This is a genomic window from Pseudomonas sp. Marseille-QA0332 (assembly GCF_054950175.1).
In genome coordinates this window covers 1671445-1685653 of sequence record NZ_CM143106.1, presented here as the reverse complement: position 1 = coordinate 1685653, position 14209 = coordinate 1671445, and the positions used below count along the sequence as shown (strand labels likewise).

The 14209-nt window shown below is 64.9% G+C and carries 15 protein-coding genes, 1 tRNA gene and 1 pseudogene; 6 read left to right on the top strand and 11 right to left on the bottom strand.

What is annotated here, in order from left to right; translation table 11 throughout:
- Nucleotides 1–100 precede the first annotated feature (100 nt).
- Together ACY8GK_RS07920 and ACY8GK_RS07915 are read right to left on the bottom strand one after the other, a co-directional pair.
- Nucleotides 101–1228 carry an HlyD family secretion protein gene (locus ACY8GK_RS07920; RefSeq protein ID WP_196179180.1) on the bottom strand — a complete coding sequence of 376 codons (1128 nt, stop codon included), beginning with the start codon at nt 1226–1228 and terminating at the stop codon, nt 101–103.
- Nucleotides 1225–2874: an MFS transporter gene (locus tag ACY8GK_RS07915; RefSeq protein ID WP_462402772.1), complete on the bottom strand. Its 1650-nt coding sequence runs from the start codon at nt 2872–2874 to the stop codon at nt 1225–1227. The genes ACY8GK_RS07920 and ACY8GK_RS07915 overlap by 4 nt, the downstream gene beginning before the upstream one ends.
- Nucleotides 2875–3134: 260 nt before the next feature.
- Between ACY8GK_RS07915 and ACY8GK_RS07910 the strand changes: the two genes are divergently transcribed.
- The 3 genes from ACY8GK_RS07910 (at nt 3135) to ACY8GK_RS07900 (ending at nt 5644) form a co-directional block, all read left to right on the top strand.
- On the top strand, nt 3135–4355 hold the full coding sequence (locus ACY8GK_RS07910) for a putative DNA modification/repair radical SAM protein (protein ID WP_462402771.1): 1221 nt from the start codon (nt 3135–3137) through the stop codon (nt 4353–4355).
- Complete coding sequence (locus tag ACY8GK_RS07905) at nt 4346–5200, top strand: TIGR03915 family putative DNA repair protein (RefSeq protein ID WP_462402770.1); 855 nt, start codon at nt 4346–4348, stop codon at nt 5198–5200. The genes ACY8GK_RS07910 and ACY8GK_RS07905 overlap by 10 nt, the downstream gene beginning before the upstream one ends.
- Before the next feature lie 240 nt (nt 5201–5440).
- Complete coding sequence (locus tag ACY8GK_RS07900) at nt 5441–5644, top strand: hypothetical protein (protein WP_462402769.1); 204 nt, start codon at nt 5441–5443, stop codon at nt 5642–5644.
- Between the two features lie 99 nt (nt 5645–5743).
- Here ACY8GK_RS07900 and ACY8GK_RS07895 read toward each other — a convergent pair.
- Together ACY8GK_RS07895 and ACY8GK_RS07890 are read right to left on the bottom strand one after the other, a co-directional pair.
- Nucleotides 5744–5828, bottom strand: a tRNA-Leu gene (locus ACY8GK_RS07895).
- 81 nt (nt 5829–5909) lie between these two features.
- Nucleotides 5910–6122, bottom strand: a complete 213-nt coding sequence (locus ACY8GK_RS07890) for a hypothetical protein (RefSeq protein WP_462402768.1) — start codon at nt 6120–6122, stop codon at nt 5910–5912.
- Nucleotides 6123–6304: 182 nt separating this feature from the next.
- Here ACY8GK_RS07890 and ACY8GK_RS07885 point away from each other — a divergent pair, with 182 nt between their 5' ends.
- The gene (locus tag ACY8GK_RS07885) at nt 6305–7468 is read left to right on the top strand and encodes a two-component system sensor histidine kinase NtrB (RefSeq protein WP_462402767.1); all 1164 of its coding nucleotides are present in this window, start codon (nt 6305–6307) and stop codon (nt 7466–7468) included.
- A 232-nt stretch (nt 7469–7700) separates the two neighbouring features.
- On the opposite strand, the gene csrA is transcribed toward ACY8GK_RS07885, so the two are convergent.
- From csrA to modA, 5 genes and pseudogenes are all read right to left on the bottom strand, one after another.
- Complete coding sequence (csrA, locus tag ACY8GK_RS07880; RefSeq protein ID WP_462402766.1) at nt 7701–7892, bottom strand: carbon storage regulator CsrA; 192 nt, start codon at nt 7890–7892, stop codon at nt 7701–7703.
- Nucleotides 7893–8249: 357 nt separating this feature from the next.
- Nucleotides 8250–9263 (bottom strand): annotated as a pseudogene (locus ACY8GK_RS07875) (DNA topoisomerase IB); the annotation flags it as partial.
- Between the two features lie 63 nt (nt 9264–9326).
- Nucleotides 9327–10412: a molybdenum ABC transporter ATP-binding protein gene (gene modC / locus ACY8GK_RS07870; protein ID WP_196179164.1), complete on the bottom strand. Its 1086-nt coding sequence runs from the start codon at nt 10410–10412 to the stop codon at nt 9327–9329.
- A 1-nt stretch (nt 10413) separates the two neighbouring features.
- Complete coding sequence (gene modB, locus ACY8GK_RS07865) at nt 10414–11094, bottom strand: molybdate ABC transporter permease subunit (protein WP_462402765.1); 681 nt, start codon at nt 11092–11094, stop codon at nt 10414–10416.
- Nucleotides 11094–11852 carry a molybdate ABC transporter substrate-binding protein gene (gene modA, locus ACY8GK_RS07860; protein WP_196179160.1) on the bottom strand — a complete coding sequence of 253 codons (759 nt, stop codon included), beginning with the start codon at nt 11850–11852 and terminating at the stop codon, nt 11094–11096. The genes modB and modA overlap by 1 nt, the downstream gene beginning before the upstream one ends.
- 288 nt (nt 11853–12140) lie before the next feature.
- Here modA and ACY8GK_RS07855 point away from each other — a divergent pair, with 288 nt between their 5' ends.
- Entirely contained in the window at nt 12141–13025 is an 885-nt protein-coding gene (locus ACY8GK_RS07855; RefSeq protein WP_462402764.1) for a DMT family transporter, read from the top strand.
- Nucleotides 13026–13092: 67 nt separating this feature from the next.
- Here the strand turns inward: ACY8GK_RS07855 and ACY8GK_RS07850 are convergent, their stop codons facing one another.
- Both ACY8GK_RS07850 and ACY8GK_RS07845 read right to left on the bottom strand, forming a co-directional pair.
- Nucleotides 13093–13257, bottom strand: a complete 165-nt coding sequence (locus tag ACY8GK_RS07850) for a hypothetical protein (protein ID WP_196179156.1) — start codon at nt 13255–13257, stop codon at nt 13093–13095.
- Nucleotides 13258–13409: 152 nt separating this feature from the next.
- Nucleotides 13410–13721, bottom strand: a complete 312-nt coding sequence (locus tag ACY8GK_RS07845) for an RcnB family protein (protein WP_462402763.1) — start codon at nt 13719–13721, stop codon at nt 13410–13412.
- 111 nt (nt 13722–13832) lie between these two features.
- Here ACY8GK_RS07845 and ACY8GK_RS07840 point away from each other — a divergent pair, with 111 nt between their 5' ends.
- On the top strand, nt 13833–14183 hold the full coding sequence (locus ACY8GK_RS07840) for a hypothetical protein (RefSeq protein ID WP_462402762.1): 351 nt from the start codon (nt 13833–13835) through the stop codon (nt 14181–14183).
- Nucleotides 14184–14209 lie beyond the last annotated feature (26 nt).

Below are 14209 nucleotides of genomic sequence, written 5' to 3'. Positions count from 1 at the left end.
CATTTATGTATTCATCGGCGCATGCTGTTGCGCAAATGTATTCAACGAGGCTGGCGCTTTTCCAGTCCCACTCGCCCAATCGAAACCGTGCCGCAAGCGTTCATTGCCGCGTATCGATACCCACCACCACCGACATCCCCGGCCTCAATCGCTTCATCTCCGGCTGGTCGGCGTCCACGGTGATCTTCACGGCAATCCGCTGGGCGATCTTGACGAAGTTGCCGGTTGCGTTGTCCGCCTGCAGCAGCGCGAACTCCGAACCGGTGGCCGGCGAGATCTGCTGCACCCGCCCGCGCAGCTTCAGGTGGTCGAGGGCATCGACGGTAAAGCTCACCGGCTGGCCGATGCGCACGTCGGCCATCTGGGTTTCCTTCATGTTGGCGACCACCCAGAGGGTATCGGGCACCAGCGCCATCAGTTGCGCGCCGGGGTTGACGTAGGCGCCCAGGCGGGTGCCGATCTGGCCCAGCTGGCCATCGCGCGGGGCGGTCACGCGGGTGTTGTCCAGGTCGATACGGGCCAGCTCCACCGTGGCCTTGGCGTTTTCCACCGCGGCTTGCAGGGCAGCGCGATTGACGATCACCGTCTCGCGGTCCTGGCGAGCGATCTCCAATGCCGCCTTCGCCTCGGCCAGGCTCGCGACCGCGGCGGCGTGGTTGGCTCGGCTCAGGTCCAGCTCGCGCCGCGACACCGATCCATCGGTGACCAGGGCCTGGTTACGGGCCAGGTCGGCCTTGGCCTTGTCGGCCTGGGCCGAGGCATTGCCGATGGCGGCCTGGCGCTGGGCGATGGTGGCCTCGGCACTCTTGCGTTGCTGCAGGTTGTTGGCCAGCGCGGCCTGCTGCTGTTGCAGCTGGGCGCGGGCCTGGGCCAGGCGTTGCCGGTAGATGCGATCGTCCAGCTGCACCAGCAGGTCGCCGGCCTTGACGAACTGGAAGTCGTGCACCGGGACGTCGACGATGTAGCCGCCAAGCTGCGGGCCGATGATGGTCACCTGGCCGTGCACCAAGGCGTTCTCGGTGCTTTCGATGGCGCTGCCGAACGGCGGCAGGCGCCAGGCGTACAGCACCAGGAGGATGCCCGCCAGAGCCACGCTGGCGAAGCTGATGGCCGAGAGCAGGCGTACTCGCCGCGTACGGGCAGGGCTGGTCGGCTCGCTGGGTGGCGTGCTGCCTTCCGGTGTCTCGGCCAGGGCAGTGGTGGTGGTCGTGCGGGTTTCGTCGGTCATCGGGTGGCGGCGCCGCTGGTGGAGTCGGAAGAAGAGGCCCGGGCTGCCGCATGACGGAGCCAGGCACTGCGAATGACGATCCAGATCATGGTCAAGACGGCGATGACGCCGATCAGCATGAAGACATCGTTAAAGGCCAGCACGTTCGCTTCGCGGTTCGCGGCGCTGGCCAACAGGCGCATGCCAACCTCGCTGCGCAGCGCCGGGTCGGCGATGGTCCCACCGTAACCGGCGCCGCCACTTTGCACACGGGCGTTGACCAGTGGGTCGAGATAGCTCAGGCGGTCCATCAGGTGGCTGGAGTGGAATTTCTCCCGCCAGATCTGGAAGGTACCCAGCAGCGCCGCGCCGAGCAGGCCGCCGAGGTTGTTGCAGATGCCGAACAGCACCGAGAAACTGACCAGGTTGCGCGGGTTGGCGCGCACGTGGCCGATCCCCAGGGCCATCGACGGGCCAAGGAAGAAGGTGCTGCCGAAGGCCAGCAGGAATTGGCTCAGGTACATCTGCGCCGGTCGGGTCAGGTTGTTCGAGCCGCTGTCGATGAAGGCGCCGCTGGCCATGGCCAGCAGCGAGATCAGCAGTGGCGCGACCAGGTGGTTGGGGCTGATGGTCAGGGCGCTGGTGCCCAGGCCCGTCACCGCGCCGAGCAGCATGATCCAGTACAGCGTGCTCATCTGCTCGCTACCCATGTTGAGGAACTGCAGGAAACCCACCGCGCCGGTGGATTGCTCCGAGGTGACCATGCGGATCAGCACCACGCACAAGGCCAGGCGGATGATCGGCCCACTGCCCAGCCAGCGGGTCATCAGCAGGGGGTTGCTGCGGTTGTGCTCGATGGCCAGCCCGGCCAGGATCAAGGCGATGGAGCCAGCCAGGGCGACACCGATCCAGGGCGCTTCCAGCCACCAGTCGATCCTGCCCAGCGACAGCGCCGCGCACAGCAGCGCGGTGCCGCCGGCCATCAGGCTGAAGGTGAGGAAGTCCAGTGGTTCGAAGGTCTTGAAACGGTCTCCTGGCGGCAGCTTGAGCAGCAGCACGCCACCCAGCGCGGTCAGTGCCAGGCCCAGCTCGAACAGGTACAGGCCACGCCATTCGGCGATCTGCAGCAGGTCCTCGGAAAAGATCCGCGCCAACGGCAGGGCCAGTTGCGAGGCCCCCAGGCCCAGCACCATCGCCTTGAGCCGCCATTTGGCCGGGAACGCCTGGATCATGTAGTAGAGGCCCAGCGAAGTGAGTGCGGCGCCGACCATGCCATGGGCCGCGCGCACGGCGATCGCCGAGTTGAGATCGTTGACGAACAGGTGGGCGAAGGTGACCAGCGCGTAGAGCACCAGGAACCCCTCGGTGAAGGTGCGCAGGCCGAACTGCTGGCGAAACTTGACCAGCAGCAGGTTCATCGACACGTTGGTCATCACGTAGGCGGCCGGAAGCCAGGCCATCTCGGCGGTGGTCGCGCCAAGGGCGCCTTGCAGGAACATCAGGTTGGCCGTGACCAGGGCGTTGCCCAGCCCCCCGGTGATGGCCACCAGCAGCCCCACTATCCCGAAGGCCAGGCGCTTGGCCGGGGCGTGCAGAGGCGTGGACGGCGACCCCGGCAGAACGGGTTTTTCGTGGGGCAGCCATTGGCGAGGCGCGTATTTGTTCATCGGGACGACTGTGAATGAGAGGCCGCTGCGCGGAAAAATGTCCTGGAGCCCAAGGTGCCTGGCCCTTGATCAGGACCAGGCACCTGGGCGTTTCGTTCGCCGATGGCGCATCGGCCTTCCTACATAGGCAACGCGAACGGGCACAAGATTCCACGCGCGCGATTGGCCGGCCCGCTGGCGAGGGACCAGGCGACCAGCAGCACTTGCATAAGGCCATCGCTGCAAATACTGTATGGATATTCAGTCAAGAGAAGGTGGCCATGCAGTTGATCGCCAAGCTCGGCATCCTTGCCGACGCTGCCAAGTACGATGCTTCCTGCGCCAGCAGCGGCGCGCCCAAGCGCAGCTCGCGGGGGCGCGAGGGGCTGGGCGCGACCGACGGGATGGGCATCTGTCACAGTTTCACCCCGGATGGGCGTTGCGTGTCGCTGCTCAAGGTACTGCTCACCAACTTCTGCCTGTATGACTGCCAGTACTGCGTCAATCGCCGCTCCAGCAACGTGCCGCGCGCCCGCTTCAGCCCCGAGGAAGTGGTGCGCCTGACGCTGGATTTCTACCGTCGCAACTGCATCAGCGGGTTGTTTCTCAGCTCGGGGATCATTCGCTCGGCCGACTACACCATGGAGCAGCTGGTGCAGGTCGCGCGTCTGCTGCGTGAAGAGCACCAGTTTCGTGGCTACATCCATCTCAAGACCATCCCCGACGCCGACCCCCTGCTCATCGAGGAGGCCGGGCGGCTGGCCGATCGCCTGAGCGTGAACATCGAGCTGCCCACCGAGGCCAGCCTCAAGCGCCTGGCCCCGGAGAAGCAGGCCACCAGCATTCGCCAGGCCATGGGGACCATCCAGCGTGGCCGCCAGGCGGTGGAAGGCGAGGCGCGCGCGCCACGTTTCGCGCCGTCCGGGCAAAGCACGCAGATGATCGTCGGCGCCGATAGCACCGATGATCGCACCATCTTGCGCAATGCCGAGTCGCTGTATCAGGGCTACGGGCTTAAACGCGTGTATTACTCGGCGTTCAGCCCGATCCCCGACAGCCCCGGCAGTGTCCCGCTGGCTGCGCCCCCCTTGCTGCGCGAGCACCGTCTGTACCAGGCCGACTTTCTCATGCGTGGCTATGGCTACAAGGCCGGCGAACTGCTGGGCAAGGCCGGCAACCTGGACCTGGACATCGACCCCAAGCTGGCTTGGGCGCTGTCCAACCGGGAGGTGTTCCCGGTGGACCTCAACCGTGCCGAGCCGGCCGTGCTGGCGCGGATACCCGGCATCGGCCTGCGCAGTGTCCAGCGGCTGGTGGAACTGCGCCGGGAGCGGCGGATCCGCTATGACGACCTGATCCAGCTGCGCTGCGTGCTGGACAAGGCGCGGCCGTTCATCATCACCAGTGACTACCGGCCACCCCAGGGCGACATGCGCAGCAGCCTGTTGCGCGCCCGCCTGCGCGAGCCGCAGGCTCCGGTGCAGATGGGGTTGTGGGGGTGATCGCGCTCGATTGCGACGAACATTTCGGCACCTGGCGCAACCAGGCGCGGCGCTTGCTCGGACATGGCATCGCACCGGCGATGGTGAACTGGGCGCAAGGGCCGGTGGAGGACCTGCTGGCGGTACCTGCGTCGCTGCCGCCAGGGCCAGGCCCATTTCGGGCCAGCGTGCCGGCTGCCTTGCTCGGGCAACTTGAACAGGCGTCACGCTACCGGGGCGAACAGCGCTGGAACCTGCTGTACGAGGTGCTTTGGCGTGTGGCGCATGGCGACCGTGCCGCCATGCTGGCTGGCGATCGCCTGGGCAGCGAGCTGCATCGACGCATCAAGCAGGTCAGCCGCGAAGCCCATCACCTGCATGCCTTCCTGCGTTTCGTGCCATTGCCGCCGACACTGGCCGAGCGGCTGCAACTGGACCTGGTGGCCTATCACGAGCCAGCCCATGACATCCTGGAGAGCGCCAGCGGTCATTTCGCCGACAGGCTCGGTCGGCAACGCTGGCTGATCGCCACGCCGCGAGACGGTATCCGTTTCGACGGCCAGGCGCAGGACTATCGCCGTCGTTGCCCTGAGCAATGGCAGCAATGGGCGCGGCATGCCGATGATCCGGGCGCAGAACTGTGGAAAGTCTACTATCGGCACATCTTCAATCCGGCCCGGGTCAATCCGCAGGCGCTGCGCATGCACATGCCGGGTCGCTTCTGGCGGCATCTGCCCGAGGGCGCTCTCATTCCAGGGCTGGTCGGGCAGGCGCGGCAAGGCAAGCAACGCGACGGGCAGGCGCTGGAAGTCGGGCAGCAAGAAGGCAAGCGCATCGCGTACGCCCGAGAACGCGCCGAACGCTGATCCACGGGCTGGCAGCAATGGTCGCGCAGGCCAGAAAAAGAAAAACCCGCCAGGGCAGCGGGTCAAGGAACGTATCGAAGCCAGGTCAGTGTGCCTCGGTCGGTGTCAGAAAATCGTGAAAGAGGTGTCGACGGTTCGTCGACGCGTGCCTGGCCGGCGCATCTGATGCCGCCTGTGGGCGGCGCGCTTGACCCGTCTGCCTGAACCGCCTATACAGGCGGCCTCGACAGGAGCCATGCCATGCACGATCCAGATGACGATATCCATGAACCTGAGCACGATCATCTACTAGACCAGGACTTTCTGGACGACCTGGACGCTGAACACGCCGACGCATTCGATGGAGTGGCCGAGCGTGCCGATGATCATGAAGACCCCGGGCATTGGTTCGAGGAGGAAGACGAGCGCGACCATCCAGCCTGGTTCGACGAATGCGACGATTGAGTCGATGCCTGGACCGTCATGAAGGGAGGGTGGGAATGGACACGCTAGTGGCGATGCGCGGGTGCGCGTTGGGACGGATATCGCTGGGAAGAGCGCGAATGGTGCCCCGAGCCGGACTCGAACCGGCACACCTTGCGGCGGCGCATTTTAAGTGCGATGTGTCTACCAATTTCACCATCGGGGCACGATGCGAAGCGAGTCATTAGACACGGAAAGACCGCGCAAATCAATATCTTATAGTCTTGCCCGAGCGCTGCGCGAACGCTCAGGGCGTCATGCTCCGAGCGATTTCCCGCAGTTGGTCGATGGTGGCCTGAAGCTCGTGGATCTGGCCGCGGACCAGTTCGGCGTCGCCCTGGTGCACCGAATGCGCCAGGTAGGCGGCATGTCCTTGCAGGGCGCGGGATATCTGCTCCAGTTCGCTGGCGGTGCTCCTGAGGTCTTGCTGCAAGGCTTGTGTGCGCTGGCTGACGGACATGCTCGTTCCTTGCGAAGAGGTGGCGTGGTTTCGCTGGGCTCACTATAGGCCCGCGTGGCTCGGCTGTCACGGCGCCGGGTGCGGCGGTCACGCAGCCACGGCAAGGTATCGTTGGCGTGCCGGCTCATGTAACCTTGCCGGTTTCGAACCAATCCTTTCTTGCGGATGCCCGCGGAGTCCTCATGGTTTCGTCCGACCGCCCCGATCCACAAGTCATGCCGTCCAATCGCTACGAACAGCTGGTCCAGTCGGTGGTCGACTATGCCATCTACATGCTCGACCCCACGGGCCGTGTGGTTTCCTGGAATCCGGGCGCCCAGCGCATCAAGGGCTACGACGCCGACGAAGTGATCGGGCAGCATTTTTCGCTGTTCTTCACCGAGCAGGACTGTGCCGAGCAACGCCCAGCCTGGCTGCTGCGCCAGGCCCTCGAGCAAGGCGTGGCGCAGGATGAAGGCTGGCGGGTCCGCAAGGACGGCACTCGGTTCTGGGCCTTGGCCGCCCTGGACGTCATTCGCGACGAACAGGGGCAGATCATCGGGCTGGCCAAGGTGACCCGCGACATCACGGATCGCCGCGAGTCCGCCTTGCAACTCGACGCCATGCGTGCGCAGCTGTTCCAGGCGCAGAAGCTCGAGGCGCTGGGGCAGCTCACCGGTGGCTTGGCCCACGACTTCAACAACCTGCTGACGATCATCCTCGGGTCGGCGCGCCTGGCCTTGAACAGCCAGGACCCTCAGCGCGTGTCGCGCCTGCTCGAGCATATCGTCGAGGCCGGCCAGCGCGGTACCGAGCTGACCCATCAGTTGCTCAGCTTTGCCCGTCACAGGCAACTGGATCTGACGCGCATCGCGCCGGGCGAGCTGATCGATTCGACGCGTGGCCTCACCAGCCACGTGCTGCCCAGACATATCCGGCTCGAAGAGCGGCGCCAGCCGGACCTGCCGCTGATCGAGGTCGATGTCGGGCAGTTGCAGATGGTACTGCTCAACCTGGTGTTCAATGCACGCGATGCCATCGAGCAGCAAGGGCATATCACCCTCTCGGTCGACAGCCTCGAACTCGATGGCAAGCCGGATGGGCTCAAGGGTCGCTACGTGCGCTTCGCAGTGCGCGACACCGGCAGCGGTATCACGCCTGACGTGCTGCCACGGATCTTCGAGCCGTTCTTCACCACCAAGGCGTTTGGCAAGGGCACCGGCCTGGGCTTGAGCCAGGTCTATGGTTTTGCCAAGCAGAGCAGCGGCACCATCGTTGTCGACAGCGTGCCAGGCGAGGGCACATGCATGAGCTTGTACCTGCCTGCCTGCAGCGCCGAACGCGAAGAGGCTACCCGGCAGCCGTAGTCAGCGCCGCTGGGCACGCTCGTCGCTCAAACCAGGTCTGCTGTCCCTGAGATCCCTATTGGCAAATCAGGCCTGGAGATGTCGCGCACGCTACCCAGTCCTCGGGCCTCGATCCCGTCACAGATCTCGAGGCGCCTGGAAAAGACCAGATGATCGACAAGACGCAGGCATTGCAAGGTACCAAGGGTGCCGCCCGGCCGGCAGGCGCACCCATGCGATGGCAGGCTTGGCGCTATTTTTCCAGTTTTCCAGGCGCGGCCTTGCCTGCCTCGATGCGCTTGAAGATCTCCTCACGGTGAACCTGGACATCTTTCGGCGCCTCGATGCCGATCCTCACTTGCATTCCTTTTACCCCTAGCACGGTGACCTTGGTGTGCTCGTCGATGACGATGGTTTCGCCAACCTTACGGGTGAGTATCAGCATTTAGTTCTCCTTGGTGATGAACATGTCGCGCGAATCGTTCTCGCGGCGACTGGGGAGCGGGGCCCCATGGCCTTGTCCCTCTTTCCTTATTATTAAAGACGCTCTAGGCGCAGAGTAATTCCCCCGCAGGCAAAATCTGTTGCCTGTCTTTAGGCGCAGGAGCCGACGGTCTCGTTCAGAAAAACTGTCGGCGAGGTGCTCTGGTGGCAAGGATAGGGGGCTTGCGTCTGGATGGGAAATTTCTCTGTGTCATCACCGGCATAGGCTCAGTCAATCGATGACCTGTTCGATCGCCTCGACCACTTCGATCGCTTCGGCGGCCCCCAGTCCCGTTATCTGCTCGACGGCCTCCACCGCTTCGACGGTCTCGAGCGCCTGGAGGAACTTCAGCAGGGCGACCTCCTCGGGCTCCAGACCCTTGCGCGAGCGACTGCGCGGAAGCTGCGCCAGGCGCCCGAGGCTGAAATGTTCCAGCACGGCGGGGTGGATATAACAGCGCCGGCACACCGCTGGCGTATTGCCCAGGCGTTGCGCGACTTGCTTGACGATCGCGGTGATGTGCTGCTTGGCATGGGTTTCGGGCTCCCAGGGCAACGGGCGTAACAAGTGCAGCGCCAAGGTGCTTCCTGCCCAGGTCCGGTAGTCCTTGGCCGTGAAATCGGCACCTGTGAGTTGCTGGAGGAACTGGTTGATGTCGCTCGAGCCGACCGTGTGGCGTTCGCCGTGTTCGTCGAGGTACTGGAACAAGGCCTGGCCCGGTAGCTCCATGCAGCGCTTGAGGACCGATGCCAGGCGTCGGTCACGCAAGGTGACGTTATGCTCGATCCCGCTCTTGCCCCGGAAATGAAAGCGGATCGTGCTGCCTTTCACCTGCACATGACGATTGCGCAAGGTGGTCAGCCCGTAGGACTTGTTGTCACGCACGTAGCGATGGTTGCCGATGCGAATCAAGGTGCTGTCGAGCAGGCTCACCACCAAGGCCATGACCTTCTCCCGATCCAGCCCTGGGCGCGCCAGATGCTGGTCGATCTGGTGACGCAGCTTCGGCAACACCTGGGCGAAAGCCAGCATGCGGCCATACTTGTGGGCATCGCGCAACTCGCGCCACTGCGCGTGATAGCGATACTGTTTGCGACCCCTGGCGTCGCGGCCCGTGGCTTGCAGGTGGCCTTGCGGGTCCTGGCAGATCCATACGTCGGTATAGGCCGGGGGGATGGCCAGCGCCGCGATCCGCGCCAGGGTCTCGGCGTCACGCACGCGCTGGCCCTCGGCGTCCAGGTAGATGAAGCGGTCGCGCCAGCGGCGGCGGGTCAGGCCAGGGTGGGTATCGTCGACATAATGCAGCGTGGGCGGCAATGGGCAGTCGGGCATGGCAAGGTCCGTGGTCAGAGATCCTGATCTGTGGACAATGCCCGGCGGCTTGGGTGCCGCCGGTCAGCCGAGCAGGGCCACCGACTTGATCTGCGCCCAGAGCGCCTGGCCTGGATGCAGTCCGAGCTGGTCCGCCGAATAGCGTGTCACGCGGGCCAGCAATGCGCTTCCACTGGCATCCAGGCTGACCAGCACATGGGCCGGGTTGTCAGCCGCTCGACACGCCAGTACCTGCACAGGCAGGCGGTTGAGAATGCTCGAGGCGTGGTCTGCGCTCAGGCTGAGGCTGACATCGCGGGCCTGCACCTTGACTCGCAGGGTGCTGCCCGGCGTTTTCGGTGCGTGGGTGATACGCAACAGCGCACCGCCCGGCAGGCGCAGGTCGAGCAGTTGATAATAGGGATCGTGCCGCTGGACCTGGCCTTGCAGCACCACGCCGGCGTCTTCGGCTTGCGCCAGCGACAGGTCCAGGCGAGCCAGCGTCTGCCCGACCGGGCCACTGGCCGTGGCCCGTCCATGCTCCAGCAGCACCAGGTGGTCGGCCAGGCGCGCCACCTCGTCCTGCGAATGGCTGACATAGACCAGCGGGATGTCCAGCTCGTCGTGCAGTCGTTCCAGGTAGGGCAGGATCTCGCGCTTGCGCGCCGCATCCAGCGCCGCCAGAGGCTCGTCCAGCAACAGCAGCTTGGGGCTGCCGAGCAGCGCCCTGGCGATCCCGACACGTTGGGCTTCACCGCCGGAGAGCGTGGCAGGGCGGCGCTGGAGCAGATGGCCAATGCCGAGCAGTTCGCACGCCTGGTCGAAACCGACCTTGCGCTGCCGCGCAGGGGTCCGTCGCCAGCCGAACTCCAGGTTGCCACGCACGCTCAGGTGGCTGAACAGGCTGGCTTCCTGGAACACGTAGCCTAGCGGGCGCAGGTGCGGGGCGAGGAACGTGCCCTGGCTAGTGTCTTGCCAGGTCTGGCCATTGACCTCGATATACGCCGTGCTGGCACGCTCCAGCCCGGCCAGGCAACGTAGGCAGGAGGTCTTGCCTGAACCGGAATGGCCGAACAGCGCGCTGATCCCGCGGCCGGGCAAGTGCAGGTCGACGTCCAGGGTGAAGTCATCTCGGGCCAGCAGCAAGCGTGCCTTGATCGATCGGCTCATGTCAGCTCCAGTCTGTACGCTGCCGGCGCCCGGCGTACAGCACCAGCAACACCAGGAAAGAGAACACCAGCATGGCCGCGGCCAGCCAGTGCGCCTGGGCATAGGCCATGGATTCGACGTGATCGAAGATCTGTACCGAGACCACGCGGGTCTTGTCGGGAATGTTGCCACCGATCATCAGCACCACGCCGAACTCACCCACCGTATGGGCGAAGCCCAGGACGCTGGCGGTGACGAAGCCTGGCCGCGCAAGCGGCACGACCACATGGATGAAGGAGTCCCAGGGGCCGGCGCGCAAAGTCGCGGCCACTTCCAACGGGCGCTCGCCGATGGCCGCGAACGCATTGTGCAGGGGCTGGACCACGAACGGCAGCGAATACACCACCGAGCCGACCACCAGTCCGGTGAAGGTGAAGACCACGCTGCCCAGGCCGAGCGCCGCGGTGGCCTGGCCGACCCAGCCGTGCGGGCCGAGGGCGATCAGCAGATAGAAGCCGATCACCGTCGGCGGCAGTACCAGCGGTAGCGCGACGATCGCGCCCACCGGGCCGCGCAGCCAGGAGCGGGTACGCGCCAGCCACCAGGCCAGCGGTGTGCCGACCAGCAGCAGGATCACCGTGGTAAGGCTGGCGAGCTTGGCGGTCAGCCAGATGGCGCCCAGATCACTGGCGTCGAGCGGCATCAGATTTGATAACCGTAGGATCGAATGATCTCGGCGGCTTTCGGCCCCTTGAGGTAGTCCACCAGGGCCTTGGCGGCCGGGTTGTCCTTGCCCTTGGCGAGCATCACGGCATCCTGGCGAATCGGCTCGTGCAAGTCGGCCGGCACGAGCCAGGCCGAACCGCCCTGGAGCTTGCCGTCCTTGTAGATCTGCGAAAGCGCGACGAAGCCCAGCTCGGCATTGCCAGTGGAGACGAACTGGAAAGCCTGGGTGATGTTCTGGCCTTCGACGATCCGGCCCTTGACCTGGGCGGCGAGGCCAAGCTTGTCCAGCACCTGGGTGGCAGCCAGCCCATACGGCGCGGTCCTGGGGTTGGCGATGGACAGGTGGCGGTAGTCGCTGCGCTTGAGCACCTCGCCGTGCGCGTCCACATAGTCCGGCTTGGCCGACCAGAGCGCCAAGGTCCCGATCGCGTAGGTGAAGCGCGAGCCTGGGACGATGGCTCGTTCCTGCTCCAGCTTGGCTGGCGTGCGCTCGTCGGCCGCGAGGAACACTTCGAACGGCGCGCCATTGCTGATCTGCGCGTAGAACTGTCCAGTGGCCCCGTAGGCGGCGACCAGCTTGTGTCCGGTGTCCTTTTCGAAGGCCTTGGCAATGGCCTGGATCGGCGCCGTGAAGTTCGCAGCCACGGCGACCTGAACTTCCTCGGCCCAGGCAGAAGAAACCGAAAGCAGGCTGGCGAGCAGGCCGACGCTCAGATGGGAAGGGCGGATGTGCATGAAGCAGGTCCTTTGAAGGCAGTATCGTTATATTGCTGACTATATAGCGACTTTGCCGGTTTCGGGAAGAGCGGACCGGTTCGCTTCGGTAACGGGCTTGAAGAAGCCAGGGTTCAGGCGTTGCGTTAAAGGCCTGCCATCCTGGTCGTCGATCCGCTACTATCGAAGCGGTCGATCCAGGTGCCGGCGCTATGCCACCCTGGCCGGCAATCGAGCCTCGCGTCCCCGGTTATCGGCGATCGGTCAACGGTGAGGTAGTGGCGGGCCGTACCTTCCTTCGAGACCAGCATGAGTGTCAGCACACCACTGTCAGGCATCAACCAGCCATTCAAGGGCCTGGCCCTGGTGGTCATGGCGACCTTCCTGTTCGCCAGCCACGATGCCTTGTCCAAGTTCCTCGGTGGCCTTTATCCGATCGTCATGGTGGTATGGGCGAGGTACCTGGTGCATACCGTGCTGATGGCCGGCATCTTCCTGCCTCGGGCCGGCTTGCGCGTATTACGCACGCGACGTCCATGGCTGCAGACGCTACGCGCCTTGAGCCTGCTCAGCACCAGCCTGCTGTTCACCGCCGGGCTGCAGTACCTGCCACTGGCAGAAGCCACTTCGGTGAACTTCCTCGCCCCGGTACTGGTGACTGCGTTGTCGGTACCGTTGCTCAGGGAACGGGTGACACCTGGTCAATGGCTGGCGGTCGCCTCGGGCTTCGTCGGCGTGCTGGTGGTGGTCCACCCAGGTGGGACGCTTTTCACACCGGCCATCGTGTTGCCGTTCGGCTCGGCGTTGGGGTTCTGCTTCTACCAGTTGCTTACCCGGGTTCTTGCCTCGGTCGACAGTCCGACCACCAGCAACTTCTATGCCGGCCTGTGCAACACACTGCTCATGAGCACGCTGGTGCCGTTCTTCTGGGTGACGCCGGATTGGCGGCACGCCCTGCTGATGGTCGCGCTCGGAAGCTTCGGCATGACGGCACACCTGTTGCTGACCCAGGCTTTCCGCCTGGCCGCTCCGGCCTTGCTGGCCCCGTTCAGCTACTGTCAGATCGTGTTCGCCGGGTTGCTGGGCCTGTTGCTCTTTGGCCAGGTTCCGGACAACGTCAGCCTGGTCGGGATCGGTATCATCTGCCTGAGCGGCCTGGGCGCTGCCTGGATGCAACGAGGCAAGCGCGCTTAGGCTTGGCGGCAAGCCCGCCCGAAGCCCGCTGGGCGTTCTCAGAGGCGAGCGGGGCCGGCGCAGGGGGTCAGCGATAGTCGCGACGGCCGTCGTGACGATGGCCATGACGCTGTTGATGGGCATGGTGGTCGCGGTCGCGCCAGCCATCGTCACGATCATGGGCGCGATGACCATGGCAGCCGCTCAGGGCGACGGCGGCGGCAAGCAGTGACAGGCATGCGAAAGTCTTCATCTAGCGGTCCTTGTTCCACATCGGGTTGTTACGGAGCGCCGTAAGACCTGCAAGCATGCGTTTGGTTCAGCGTGGCTGGCGCCGTATACGAGCCTCAACGGCGGCATCGCGCCGGCCGGGCCGATGCGCGACCCCGCCGGAGTGCCGCAGGGCTAGTGGGCTGTCTTGTCGCTGATTTCCAGGATCACGCCGTTGGTAGTCTGGACCAGGACATAGCGGTCGGCCATTTCCACCCAATGGCTCTCCTTTTGCGGCTCCTTCAGGCCCTTGGCTTTCCAGTCCTTGATGGCGATCTCGTCACGCTTGTACTGGTCAGGCGCCTTGTCGCCCACTTTCAGCTCGCGATTGCGGGTGTCATTGCCCTGGACCGTTTCATCGGCTGCCTGGGCGGTGTTGATGGCCATGGGCAGGCAGGCAAAGGTGCCAGTCAGCAGCAGGGCGGACAACAGACGACGATGGTTCATGCGATTCTCCTTTTCTGACATGGCATGCGTTAGTTGGGACAGCGGCAGGGCGCCAACAATTCACTCGCGTGTGCGGCGATGCTAGAGTCGGCTTTTTCCGAGGAGCGGGACATGCGAGCAATTCTGGCGATGGCTGCGGCACTGCTGCTGGCCGGTTGTGCGTCATCGGTCATGGACCAGGCGCGCCAGCAGGCGCCGGATGCCCGTCTGCAATCGCAGAAGCCGGCACGGGAGGTGGCCCAGTGCATCCAGTACAGCTGGCAGGAAGAGGCAGTATTCGGCGTGGATGCCAGCGGTTATCTGCAAGCGCAGCAAGGCGGCGAGTTCACCGTGTACACCCGCGATGCCGAAGCGTTCGTCGATGTGCATCCGGTGGCGGGTGGCAGCCGCGTCGATTTCTTCGCCAGGCACGACGCCGCCGCCGCCTTGCGTCGCCGGGCGGCGGCAGCGACCTGTCTGTAGGGGTAGCTGGGCTTGGCACTGGCAGT

Coding starts and splice junctions, on each gene's coding strand:
- ACY8GK_RS07920 (WP_196179180.1), bottom strand. CDS start 1,228: ATGACCGACGAAACCCGCACGACCACCACCACTGCCCTGGCCGAGACA.
- ACY8GK_RS07915 (WP_462402772.1), bottom strand. CDS start 2,874: ATGAACAAATACGCGCCTCGCCAATGGCTGCCCCACGAAAAACCCGTT.
- ACY8GK_RS07910 (WP_462402771.1), top strand. CDS start 3,135: ATGCAGTTGATCGCCAAGCTCGGCATCCTTGCCGACGCTGCCAAGTAC.
- ACY8GK_RS07900 (WP_462402769.1), top strand. CDS start 5,441: ATGCACGATCCAGATGACGATATCCATGAACCTGAGCACGATCATCTA.
- ACY8GK_RS07890 (WP_462402768.1), bottom strand. CDS start 6,122: ATGTCCGTCAGCCAGCGCACACAAGCCTTGCAGCAAGACCTCAGGAGC.
- ACY8GK_RS07885 (WP_462402767.1), top strand. CDS start 6,305: ATGGTTTCGTCCGACCGCCCCGATCCACAAGTCATGCCGTCCAATCGC.
- csrA (WP_462402766.1), bottom strand. CDS start 7,892: ATGCTGATACTCACCCGTAAGGTTGGCGAAACCATCGTCATCGACGAG.
- modC (WP_196179164.1), bottom strand. CDS start 10,412: ATGAGCCGATCGATCAAGGCACGCTTGCTGCTGGCCCGAGATGACTTC.
- modB (WP_462402765.1), bottom strand. CDS start 11,094: ATGCCGCTCGACGCCAGTGATCTGGGCGCCATCTGGCTGACCGCCAAG.
- modA (WP_196179160.1), bottom strand. CDS start 11,852: ATGCACATCCGCCCTTCCCATCTGAGCGTCGGCCTGCTCGCCAGCCTG.
- ACY8GK_RS07855 (WP_462402764.1), top strand. CDS start 12,141: ATGAGTGTCAGCACACCACTGTCAGGCATCAACCAGCCATTCAAGGGC.
- ACY8GK_RS07850 (WP_196179156.1), bottom strand. CDS start 13,257: ATGAAGACTTTCGCATGCCTGTCACTGCTTGCCGCCGCCGTCGCCCTG.
- ACY8GK_RS07845 (WP_462402763.1), bottom strand. CDS start 13,721: ATGAACCATCGTCGTCTGTTGTCCGCCCTGCTGCTGACTGGCACCTTT.
- ACY8GK_RS07840 (WP_462402762.1), top strand. CDS start 13,833: ATGCGAGCAATTCTGGCGATGGCTGCGGCACTGCTGCTGGCCGGTTGT.